The 12,579-nt window shown below is 69.6% G+C and carries 5 protein-coding genes; all 5 read left to right on the top strand.

Annotation, left to right across the window (positions count from 1 at the left end; genetic code table 11):
* Positions 1–7 precede the first annotated feature (7 nt).
* Positions 8–172: a ferredoxin gene (locus tag AC2VOK_RS07430; RefSeq protein ID WP_428899890.1), complete on the top strand. Its 165-nt coding sequence runs from the start codon at positions 8–10 to the stop codon at positions 170–172.
* A gap of 57 nt (positions 173–229) precedes the next feature.
* Complete coding sequence (locus AC2VOK_RS07425; protein ID WP_428899889.1) at positions 230–1,345, top strand: aromatic ring-hydroxylating oxygenase subunit alpha; 1,116 nt, start codon at positions 230–232, stop codon at positions 1,343–1,345.
* A 322-nt stretch (positions 1,346–1,667) separates the two neighbouring features.
* Positions 1,668–2,093, top strand: a complete 426-nt coding sequence (locus AC2VOK_RS07420; RefSeq protein WP_428899888.1) for a nuclear transport factor 2 family protein — start codon at positions 1,668–1,670, stop codon at positions 2,091–2,093.
* Between the two features lie 233 nt (positions 2,094–2,326).
* Entirely contained in the window at positions 2,327–3,046 is a 720-nt protein-coding gene (locus AC2VOK_RS07415; protein ID WP_428899901.1) for a DUF1906 domain-containing protein, read from the top strand.
* 462 nt (positions 3,047–3,508) lie between these two features.
* Positions 3,509–12,579, top strand: a 9,071-nt coding sequence (locus tag AC2VOK_RS07410; RefSeq protein ID WP_428899887.1) for a fatty acid synthase subunit beta domain-containing protein, incomplete at its 3' end; no start/stop codon positions are given.

Here is a 12,579-nt window from a genome sequence, read left to right as displayed (position 1 = left end):
GCTGTAGGTGACCGTCGACGCGACCGTCGACGCGACCGTGTGTGAGGCCAACGGCTTCTGCGAGTCGCTCGCCCCTGAGGTGTTCGAACTCGGTGAGGCCGACGTGGCGACGTGCCTCACCTACTTCGAGCGCGTGGCCGCGAGGGCCGGCTCGTTGACGTTCGCTGATTGAAACAGTAAAACTAGGCCTAGTCGTCGAACAGCGCTGACCCAAGCGACCGGAGTGCTCGTGACGCATGCGATCCCCGAGTCTGACCCGGACCCGTCGGAACGGGAGTTCGGACAGGCCGGCATCGCGCTCTCGCCGTACCGCTTTCCCACGGGGTGGTTCATCGTCGCCTTCGGCTGCGATCTCGCCGTCGGCCAGGTCAAGCGCGCGCACTACTTCGGCCAGGAGCTGGTGCTGTTCCGCACCGACTCGGGCCGGGTGCACGTGCTGGACGCCTACTGTCAGCACCTCGGCGCCAACCTGGGTGTCGGCGGCACCGTCGAGGGCGAACACATCGTCTGCCCCTGGCACGGCTGGCAATGGCGCGGTGACGGTACCAACGCCCTCATTCCCTACAGCAAGATCGGCTGCAAGAGCACCGTCCACATCCGTACCTATCCGAGCATCCAGTGGTATGGCTTCGTGCTGGCCTGGCACGACCGGCACGGGCGGGCGCCGTACTGGACGCCGCCGGTGCTGCCCGAGCTGGAAACCGGGGAGTACTACCCGCTGCACCCGCACACCCAGATGCTCAACCGGGTGAAGGTGCACCCGCAGATGATCATCGAAAACGCCGCCGATCCCTACCACGTCCAGTACGTGCACAAGGCCGACAGTCCGGCCACGACCGCGTCGTTCGAAGTAGCCGGATACCATCTGCACGCCACTGTCAACGCCAATTTCGGCGGCGGCCGCGCGCAGACCTGGCTGACTCCGAACGGCCCCGTCGAGGCCAAGATCATCTACGACAACTACTCGCTGGGCCTGGGGGTGGTCCGGTTCCCCAGCGAGCTGGTGGCCACCGTGCAGGTCACCGGGCAGACGCCCGTCGATGAGGACTACACCGACTACTTCTACACCCAGGCGTCGGTGCGCGAGCGCGGCGACACCGGCGACGTGCCGACGGGACGCGCGGCCCGCTTCCTGGCGCTGCAACAAGAGGTCATCAAACAGGACTTCTTCACCTGGGAGAACATGAAATACCTCGAGAAGCCGAATCTGGCCCCCGAGGAGGCGCGCGACTACGCCGCGTTGCGCCGCTGGGCGCACCGCTTCTACCCGGGCCCGCAACCCTCGCCCGCCGACTTCGGCTACACCGCCGAAGGAGAACCCGACCCGGCCGCCGCGAAAGCCTGATGCCCGGGCCCTGTGTTGCGTCGGAATCCACGATCAGCATTGTGCTGCAGTCGAAGTCGCTGAGTGAGGTCCTGAACCGGGTGTCGACCGCGATGCCCTACGTCTGGGTTCCCCGGTACGTCGAGGCCGTGGCCGAACTCCCGTGGCCGAACTCCCGAGGAACACTCTCAGCCGGATCCGCAAAGACGTGTTGCGCTCGCGGGGGCTGGCCGCGCGGGCGTGGGATCGCAAAATCCACGGCTGTACCGCCAGGCGTTGAGGTGCGTTACCGTTGCCGCAGCAGCGTAGCGGCCGTAATTCCCGGGGAGGTCGGACAGCGGATATGACCATGAGCTACCAGGAACAACAGATGCTCCAGGCCGCTACGGGCCGGGCCGCCATCCTGAACGTGGACGCGCGGCACAATCGGGCGTTCTCCGGCGGCGATCGCGACCGGTGGGTCGCGACATTCCGTCACTCGGGCGCCAGCTACACCCGCGACGGCGAGGTGTTCACCGATCTTCGGTCGGCGTTCCACGGAGGCGACGGACAGCGTCTGGTGACTCTCGACCACGAGATCCACGTCGACGGGGTCAATGCCATCCAGCAGTGTGTCGCAGCGCTTTTCGCCAACGTTAACGGTGACATCACGCTGCGTGCGACCGGGAGCTACCGGGATGCACTGATCTACGAACGGGGCTCTTGGTTCTTCGCTTCGCGTGAACTCACCTGGGACGTGGTGCCAAGCCGCCATCGGCTCGTCATGTGAGCGATCATCGACTTGCCTTCGGCAGCTACGAGGACGCGCTGCGGATGGTCGGCGCGACGAGCGGGCCGCGAACCGCGGCGACGCCGGTCAGCAGCGCGCGCATCCAGTTGTTCGCCGCCATGGTGCACGACGGCAACCGCGCGATCAACACCACGGCCGCTCGCGTGATCGACGATACATATGTGCCTGTTGGGGTCAATGGGTCTGGCGGGGTTGTGTCGTACCCTGAGCCGATGTCGGTTTCGCGGCGCGATGTGCTGAAGCTCGCCGCCACGGCCCCGGGACTGGTGGGTTTCGGCGCCGCGGCAGCATCTCTGCGTGCGGCGCCGGCAGCGGCCGCGCTCGGCACGCTGCTGGACTACGCGGCCGGTGTCATTCCCGCCGGCCAGATCAGGGCGGCCGGGGCGGCGGGATCGATCCGCTACGTGTCCGATCGGCGGCCCGGGGGTAGCTGGATGCTCGGCAAGCCGATCCAGATCGCCGAAGCGCGTGACCTCGCCAGCAATGGGCTCAAGATCGTGTCCTGCTACCAGTACGGTAAGGGCAAAACCGCCGACTGGCTGGGCGGGGCCGCCGCCGGTGTGCAGCACGCCCGCCGCGGCATGCAGTTGCACGCCGCCGCCGGCGGACCGCCCGACGCTCCCATCTACGCCTCGATCGACGACGACCCGTCCTATGACCAGTACAAGCAGCAGATAGCTCCCTACCTGCGCTCCTGGGAGTCGGTGATCGGCCACCAGCGCACCGGTGTGTACGGCAACTCCAAGACGATCGACTGGGCGCTGCAGGACGGTCTGGGCTCCTACTTCTGGCAGCACAACTGGGGTTCGCCGAGGGGGTACGCCCATCCGGCCGCGAACCTGCATCAGGTCGAGATCGACAAGCGCCAAGTGGGCGGCGTCGGGGTGGACATCAACCACATTCTCAAGCCCCGATTCGGGCAGTGGATCTAGGCCGTCGGCACCTGCTCCAGCAAATCAACTTTCGTCGACTCCGGGGTGTTGCAGAGACCTTGTGGCCGCGCGCCGGGGAGGTTGCTCGTGCGCGAAGCGCCACCGCGGGCCGAAATGCCTAACATAACGATTTCATAACAAAACCGCTTTGAACAGCGAAGTTATGGCTACTCGAGCGTAACCACCTGCATGCAGCACGTTTGTTCGTTGCGCCCGTGCGCTTGGTTCAACCCGGTGTTACCCAGGACACGGTTACCCGTGCGTAGAACTCGCCAGTAACCAATCGGCTGCGAAAAACGGCACTGGCCCTTATGACACTCTTATTACAGCCGACGTAGGCCGCCGCGCCGATCGGCCAGGGGCCGGCTCGTCGACGACGCGCAGGGTGCCGACCCGCTGAACCGATGAGACACCCATAGACCGATAGACCGATAGCAGACGCATACAGGGGAGACGTACAAGGTGACGATCCACGAGCACGACGGGGGCACCCCAGCGAAGCGAGGGGAGTTGCCCGCCGACCGCGACGGGCACGGCTCGTACACCGCCCATGCTCTGGTCGACCGCCTGACGGCCGGGGAGCCGTACGCTGTGGCGTTCGGCGGCCAGGGCAGCGCCTGGCTGGAGACGCTCGAGGAGCTGGTGTCCTCGGCCGGGATCGAGACCGAGCTGGCGACGCTGGTCGGCGAGGTGGAACTGCTCCTCGAGCCGGTGGCCAAGGAACTGGTCGTGGTGCGCCCGATCGGCTTCGAGCCGTTGCAGTGGGTGCGTGCGCTGGCGGCCGAGGACGCGGTTCCCGCGGACAAGCACCTGACGTCGGCGGCCGTCTCGGTCCCCGGGGTGCTGCTCACCCAGATCGCGGCCATGCGCGCCCTGGCGCGCCAGGGCATGGATTTGACGGCCACCCCGCCGTTGGCCCTGGCGGGCCATTCCCAGGGCGTGCTCGCCGTCGAGGCCCTCAAGGCCTCGAAAGACGGGGCCGCCCGAGACGCCGAGCTGCTGGCCATGGCGCAGCTGATCGGTGCGGCGGGCACGCTGGTCGCCCGGCGACGCGGCATCTCCGTGCTCGGCGACCGCCCGCCCATGGTGTCGGTCAGCAACGCCGACCCCGAGCGCATCCAACGCCTGCTCGACGAGTTCGCGCGGGACGTCCGCACCGTGCAGCCGCCGGCGCTGTCGATCCGCAACGGCCGGCGTACCGTCGTCATCACCGGCACCCCCGAGCAACTGTCACGCTTCGAGCTCTACTGCCGCCAGATCTCGGAGAAGGAAGAAGCCGACCGCAAGAACAAAATCCGCGGCGGCGACGTGTTCGCTCCGGTCTTCGACCCGGTCCAGGTCGAGGTCGGCTTCCACACCCCGCGGCTGGCCGACGGCATCGACATCGTCGGTGCGTGGGCCGAGAAGGTCGGCCTTGACGTGGAGCTCGCCCGCCAACTGACCGAGGCGATCCTGGTGAGTCCCGTCGACTGGGTCGAGGAGATCACCCGGGTGCACGGCTCCGGAGCGCGCTGGATTCTCGACTTGGGACCCGGGGACATCCTGACCCGGCTGACCGCGCCGGTGATCCGGGGGCTGGGCATCGGCATCGTGCCCGCGGCCACCCGCGGCGGCCAGCGCAATCTGTTCACCGTCGGGGCTGTTCCCGAGGTGGCCCGCGCCTGGTCGGGCTACGCCCCGACCGTGGTGCGCCTTCCCGACGGCCGCGTCAAGCTGTCCACGAAGTTCACCCGGCTCACCGGGCGGTCGCCGATCCTGCTGGCGGGCATGACCCCGACCACCGTCGACGCCAAGATCGTGGCCGCCGCCGCCAACGCGGGGCACTGGGCCGAACTCGCCGGCGGCGGGCAGGTCACCGAGGAGATCTTCGCCGACCGCGTGCAGGAGCTGGCCGGGCTGCTCGAACCGGGCCGCACCTACCAGTTCAACGCGCTCTTCCTCGACCCGTACCTGTGGAAGCTGCAGGTGGGAGGCAAGCGCCTGGTGCAGAAGGCCCGCCAATCCGGTGCGGCGATCGACGGTCTGGTGATCAGCGCCGGCATCCCGGATCTCGAGGAAGCCGTCGAGCTGATCGACGAGCTGGGCGACGTCGGCATCAGCCATGTCGTGTTCAAACCCGGCACGATCGAGCAAATCCGCTCGGTCATCCGCATCGCGACCGAGGTGCCCACCAAGCCGGTGATCGTGCACATCGAGGGCGGTCGCGCCGGCGGCCACCACTCCTGGGAGGACCTCGACGACCTGCTGCTGGCCACCTACTCGGAGCTGCGGTCGCGTCCCAACATCACCGTCTGCGTCGGCGGCGGCATCGGCACCCCCGAGCGCGCGGCCGACTACCTGTCCGGGCGCTGGGCGCAGACCTACGGCTTCCCGTCGATGCCGATCGACGGCATCCTGGTCGGGACCGCGGCCATGGCGACGCTCGAGGCCACCACGTCGCCATCGGTCAAGCGGATGCTGGTGGAAACCCAGGGCACCGACCAGTGGATCAGCGCCGGCAAAGCCCAGGGTGGCATGGCGTCGAGCCGCAGCCAGCTCGGTGCCGACATCCACGAGATCGACAACAGCGCCTCGCGTTGCGGCCGGCTGCTCGACGAGGTCGCCGGTGACGCCGAGGCGGTCGCCGAGCGGCGCGACGAGATCATCGCGGCGATGGCCAAGACCGCCAAGCCGTACTTCGGCGACGTCGCCGACATGACCTATCTGCAGTGGCTGCGGCGCTACGTCGAGCTGGCGATCGGCGACGGCGACTCGACCGCCGACACCGCCGCACCGGGCAGCCCGTGGCTGGCCGACACCTGGCGTGACCGGTTCGAGCAGATGCTGCAGCGAGCCGAGGCGCGGCTGCATCCGCGGGATCACGGCGCCATCGAGACCTTGTTCGCTGACCCGGCGCTGCTGGAGACCCCGGAGTCGGCGATCGACCTGCTGCTCGCCGGCTACCCCGACGCGGCCACCGTTCAGCTGCATCCGGCGGATCTACCGTTCTTCGTCACCCTGTGCAAGACACCGGGCAAACCGGTCAACTTCGTCCCCGTCATCGACAAGGACGTGCGGCGCTGGTGGCGCAGCGACTCGCTGTGGCAGGCGCACGACGCCCGCTATGACGCCGACCAGGTGTGCATCATCCCGGGTATCGCGGCGGTCGCCGGCATCACCCGGCTGGACGAGCCCGTCGGGGAGTTGCTGGACCGCTTCGAGCAGGCCGCCGTCGACGAGATGCTTGCGGCGGGTGCGGAGCCGCAGGCCGTCACGTCGCGCCGGCTGGGCCGCCCCGACGTGACCGGTCCGCTGGCCACCGTCCTGGACGCGCCGGACGTGCTGTGGGCCGGGCGCATCGTCGCCAACCCGGTGCACCGCATCGCCGAGCCATGCGACTGGCAGGTGCACGACGGGCCCGAGAGCCGCTGCGCCACCAACTCCTCCACCGGAGCCCGGCTGCAGCCGGACGGCGCCGGGCGGGTTGTGCTGAGCGTCCCGGTGTCCGGCGTCTGGGTTGACATCCCATTCACGTTGCCCGCCAACACTGTTGACGGTGGTGCCCCGGTGGTGTCCACGGCTGACGCCAGCCAGGCCATGCGTGCGGTGCTGGCGATCGCCGCCGGCGTGGACGGGCCGGAGTTCTTGCCCTCCGTTGTCGACGGCACGGCCACGGTGCAGGTGGACTGGGACCCCGAGCGGGTCGCCGACCACACCGGGGTCACGGCGACCTTCGGTGAGCCGCTGGCGCCCAGCCTCACGACCGTGCCCGACGCGCTGGTGGGGCCTTGCTGGCCGGCAGTTTTCGCGGTGATCGGCGCCGCAGTGACCGACGCCGGTGTCCCCGTTGTCGAGGGGCTGCTGAGCCTGGTGCACCTGGACCACGCCGTCCGTGTGGTCGGTTCGCTGCCCGCGACCCCGGCTCGACTGATGGTCACCGCGACGGCGTCAACGGCCGCCGACACCGACATGGGGCGCGTCGTCCCGGTCTCGGTCACCATCGCCGGAGCCGACGGCGCCCCGATCGCCCACCTCGAGGAGCGGTTCGCGATCCTCGGGCGCACCGGGGCCGGCGAACTCACCGACCCGGCCCGGGCCGGTGGCGCGGTGTCGGAGAACGCCACCGACACGCCGCGCCGGCGGCGGCGCGACGTCACGCTGAGCGCGCCGATCGACATGCGCCCGTTCGCGATGGTGTCCGGCGACCACAACCCCATCCACACCGACCGTGCTGCCGCGCTGCTCGCGGGGCTGGCGGGACCTGACGGTGAAGGTGGGCCCATCGTGCACGGCATGTGGCTGTCAGCCGCCGCGCAGCACGCGGTGACTGCCACCGACGGGCAGGCCCGTCCGCCGGCTCGGCTCCTCGGCTGGACCGCGCGCTTCCTGGGCATGGTCCGCCCCGGCGACGCGGTCGACTTCCGCGTCGACCGCGTCGGCATCGACCAGGGCGCCGAGATCGTGGAGGTCGCCGCCCGCATCGGCTCGGATCTGGTGATGTCTGCGACCGCACGACTGGCCGCCCCCAGGACGGTCTACGCGTTCCCCGGCCAGGGCGTCCAGCACAAGGGAATGGGCATGGAAGTCCGGGCTCGCTCCAAAGCGGCCCGCGCGGTGTGGGACAAGGCCGACAAGTTCACCCGCGACGTCCTGGGCTTCTCGGTGCTGAGTCTGGTGCGCGACAACCCGACCAGCATCATCGCCAGCGGCGTGCACTACCACCACCCCGACGGGGTGCTGTACCTGACGCAGTTCACCCAGGTCGCCATGGCGACGGTGGCCACCGCGCAGGTGGCCGAGATGCGTGAGCAGGGCGCTTTCGTCGAGGGCGCGATCGCCTGCGGCCACTCCGTCGGCGAGTACACCGCGCTGGCCTGCGTCACTGGCGTCTACGAGCTGGAAGCGTTGCTGGAGATGGTGTTTCATCGCGGCTCGAAGATGCACGACATCGTGCCGCGCGATGAGCTGGGCCGCTCCAACTACCGGTTGGCGGCCATCCGGCCCTCCCAGATCGACCTGCCCGACGACGAGGTGCGCGCGTTCGTCGCTGATATTGCGGCGAATACCGGTGAGTTTCTCGAGATCGTCAACTTCAACCTGCGCGGCTCGCAGTACGCGATCGCCGGCACCGTGCGCGGCCTCGAGGCGCTGGAGGCCGAGGTGGAGCGGCGCCGCGAGATCACCGGCGGCAAGCGGTCGTTCATTCTGGTACCCGGCATCGACGTGCCGTTCCACTCCCGGGTGCTGCGGGTCGGGGTGGCCGACTTCCGCCGCTCGCTGGAGCGGGTCATGCCCCGGGACACAGATCCCGACGTGATCATCGGGCGTTACATCCCCAACCTGGTGCCCCGGCCGTTCACGCTCGATCGCGATTTCGTGCAGGAGATCCGCGATCTGGTGCCCGCCGAGCCGCTCGACGAGATCCTTGCCGACTACGACACCTGGCGTAACGAGAAGCCGCGCGAGTTGGCTCGCAAGATCGTCATCGAGCTGCTGGCATGGCAGTTCGCCAGCCCGGTCCGCTGGATCGAGACGCAGGACCTGCTGTTCACCGAAGAAGCCGCCGGTGGCCTTGGTGTCGAGCGATTCGTCGAGATCGGCGTGAAGTCCGCGCCGACCGTCGCCGGCCTGGCCGCCAACACCCTCAAGCTGTCCGAATACGCGCACAGCACAGTCGAAGTGCTCAACGCCGAGCGTGACGCCGCGGTGCTGTTCGCCACCGACACCGACCCCGAACCGGAGCCCGACGACGTGCCGGAGCCGGTGACCGAGCCCGCGGTGGCCGCGGACGCGGCACCGGCGGCCCCCGCAGTGCCGCCGCGCGCGCCCTCGGGCGGAGTCCGCCCGGACGACATCGTGTTCGACGCCGCCGATGCCACGCTGGCGCTGATTGCGCTGTCGGCCAAGATGCGCATCGACCAGATCGAGGAGCTCGACTCCATCGAGTCCATCACCGACGGGGCGTCGTCGCGGCGCAACCAGCTGCTGGTGGACCTGGGTTCGGAGCTCAACCTGGGGGCCATCGACGGTGCCGCCGAGGCCGACCTGGCGGGGTTGCGCGCGCAGGTGACCAAGTTGGCGCGCACCTACAAGCCCTATGGCCCGGTACTCTCCGATGCGATCAACGACCAGCTGCGGACGATTCTGGGGCCCGCGGGCAAGCGGCCGGGCGCGATCGCCGAGCGGGTCACGAAGACCTGGGAGCTCGGCGATGGCTGGGCCAAGCACGTCACGGTCGAGGTCGCGCTGGGCACCCGTGAGGGCACCAGCGTCCGCGGCGGTGCCATGGGTCACCTGCACGAGGGTGCCTTGGTCGACGCCGTCGCGGTCGACAAGGTGATCGACGCCGCGGTCGCGGCCGTTGCCGCGCGTCGGGGCCTTGCGGTCGCGCTGCCGTCGGCCGGCGGTGGTGGCGGGGCGACCGTCGACGCAGCCGCGCTGGGCGAGTTCACCGAGCAGATCACCGGCCGCGACGGCGTGCTGGCCGCGGCGGCCCGTCTGGTGCTGGGCCAGTTGGGCCACGACGAGCCGGTCAGCGCGATGCCGGCCGCCACCGACGCCGACCTCATCGACCTCGTCACCGCCGAACTGGGCGCGGACTGGCCGCGTCTGGTGACCCCGGTGTTCGACGCCCGCAAGGCCGTCGTCTTCGACGACCGCTGGGCCGGCGCGCGTGAGGATCTGGTCAAGCTGTGGCTGGCCGACGAGGCCGAGGTCGACGCGAACTGGCCGCGCCTGTCGGAAAGGTTCGAGGGCGCCGGACATGTCGTCGCCACCCAGGCCACCTGGTGGCAGGGCAAGGCGCTGGCCGCCGGGCGTCAGATCCACGCGGCGCTGTACGGCCGCATCGCCGCCGGCGCCGAGAACCCCGAGCCGGGCCGCTACAGCGGTGAAGTCGCCGTGGTCACCGGCGCGTCGAAGGGGTCGATCGCCGCGTCGGTGACCGCGCGCCTGCTCGACGGCGGTGCCACCGTCATCGCGACGACGTCCAGACTCGACGAGGAACGGCTGGCGTTCTACCGCGGGCTCTACCGCGACCACGCTCGCTACGGGGCGGCGCTGTGGGTGGTCGCGGCCAACATGGGGTCCTACGCCGACATCGACGCGCTGGTCGAATGGGTCGGCACGGAGCAGACCGAAAGCCTTGGGCCGCAGTCTATTCACGTCAAGGACGCGCAGACCCCGACGCTGCTGTTCCCGTTCGCGGCGCCGCGGGTGGCCGGTGACCTGTCCGAGGCCGGTGCACGCTCGGAGATGGAGATGAAGGTGCTGCTGTGGGCGGTGCAGCGGCTGATCGGCGGGCTGTCGAAGATCGGCGCCGAGCGTGACATCGCGTCGCGGCTGCACGTGGTGCTGCCCGGCTCACCCAACCGCGGCATGTTCGGCGGCGACGGCGCCTACGGCGAAGCCAAGTCCGCGCTGGACGCCGTGGTGTCGCGGTGGCACGCGGAGTCGTCGTGGTCGCAGCGCGTCAGCCTGGCGCACGCGCTGATCGGCTGGACCCGTGGCACCGGACTGATGGGCCACAACGACGCCATCGTCAGCGCGGTCGAGGAGGCCGGCGTCACCACCTACTCGACCGACGAGATGGCCGCGATGCTGCTGGACCTGTGCGACGTGGAATCCAAGGTGGCTGCTGCGCATTCGCCGATGAACGTCGATCTGACCGGCGGGCTCGGCGAGGCGGAGCTGGACATGGCCGAGCTGGCCGCCAAGGCGCGCGCGCAGGCCGCGCCGTCCGAGGAGGCCGAGACCGACGAGGCCGCGCCCATCATTGCCGCGCTGCCGTCCCCGCCGCGCGGATTCACCCCGGCGCCACCCCCGGACTGGGACGACCTCGACGTCGACCCGGCCGACCTGGTGGTGATCGTCGGCGGCGCCGAGTTGGGCCCGTACGGCTCCTCGCGCACCCGCTTCGAGATGGAGGTGGAGGGCGAGCTGTCGGCGGCCGGCGTCCTCGAACTGGCCTGGACGACGGGCTTGATCCGCTGGGAAGACGACCCCCAACCGGGGTGGTACGACACCCAATCCGGGGAGCTGGTCGACGAGGCCGAACTCGTCGAGCGCTACCACGACACCGTCGTACAGCGCTGCGGCATCCGCGAGTTCATCGACGACGGCGCGATCGACCCCGACCACGCCTCGCCGCTGCTGGTGTCGGTGTTCCTGGACAAGGACTTCTCGTTCGTCGTGTCCTCGGAGACCGACGCGCGCGCCTTCGCCGAGTACGACCCCGAGCACACGGTCGTCCGGCCCGTTCCCGACTCCACCGACTGGCAGGTGATCCGCAAGGCGGGCACCGAGATTCGGGTCCCGCGAAAGACCAAGCTGTCGCGGACCGTCGGCGCGCAGATCCCGACCGGCTTCGATCCGACGGTGTGGGGGATCAGCCCCGACATGGCCAGTTCCATCGACCGGGTGGCGCTGTGGAACATCGTCGCAACCGTCGACGCGTTCCTGAGCGCCGGGTTCACTCCGGCCGAAGTCATGCGCTACGTGCACCCCAGCCTGGTGGCCAGCACCCAGGGCACCGGCATGGGCGGCATGACGTCGATGCAGACCATGTACCACGGCAATCTGCTGGGCCGCAGCAAACCCAACGACATCTTGCAGGAAGTGCTGCCGAATGTTGTTGCCGCACACGTGGTTCAGTCCTATGTCGGCAGTTACGGCGCGATGATCCATCCGGTGGCCGCGTGCGCAACGGCCGCGGTTTCGGTCGAGGAGGGCGTCGACAAGATCCGGCTGGGCAAGGCCGAACTGGTGGTGACCGGCGGGTTGGACGACCTGACGTTGGAGGCCGTCATCGGCTTCGGTGACATGGCGGCTACCGCCGACACCGCGATGATGCGCGCCCGCGGCATCGCCGACTCGAAGTTCTCCCGCCCCAACGACCGGCGGCGATTGGGCTTCGTGGAAGCCCAGGGCGGCGGAACCATCCTGCTGGCCCGCGGCGATCTGGCCCTGAAGATGGGGCTGCCGGTACTGGCGGTGGTGGCCTACGCGCAGTCGTTCGGCGACGGTGTGCACACCTCGATCCCGGCGCCGGGGCTGGGCGCGCTGGGCGCGGGCCGCGGCGGCAAGGACTCGCCGCTGGCCCGGGCGCTGGCCAAGCTCGGTGTGGGTGCCGACGACGTCGCGGTGATCTCCAAACACGACACCTCGACGCTGGCCAACGACCCCAACGAGACCGAGCTGCACGAGCGGCTGGCGGACTCGCTGGGCCGCTCACCGGGCGCCCCGCTGTTCGTCGTGTCGCAGAAGAGCCTGACCGGGCACGCCAAGGGCGGCGCGGCCGTGTTCCAGATGATGGGCCTGTGCCAGATGCTGCGCGACGGGGTGATCCCGCCCAACCGCAGCCTGGACTGCGTCGACGAGGAACTGGCCGGCTCCGCGCACTTCGTGTGGGTGCGCGACACGCTGCGGCTCGGTGAGAGGTTCGCGCTCAAGGCGGGGCTGCTGACCAGCCTGGGCTTCGGGCACGTCTCCGGGCTGGTGGCGCTGGTGCACCCGCAGGCGTTCATCGCGTCGCTGGATCCCGGGCAGCGCGCCGA

This window comes from Mycobacterium sp. TH-M116, assembly GCF_057473685.1.
Note: the sequence above shows the minus strand (reverse complement) of the source record. Positions and strands in the feature narration are given on the sequence as shown.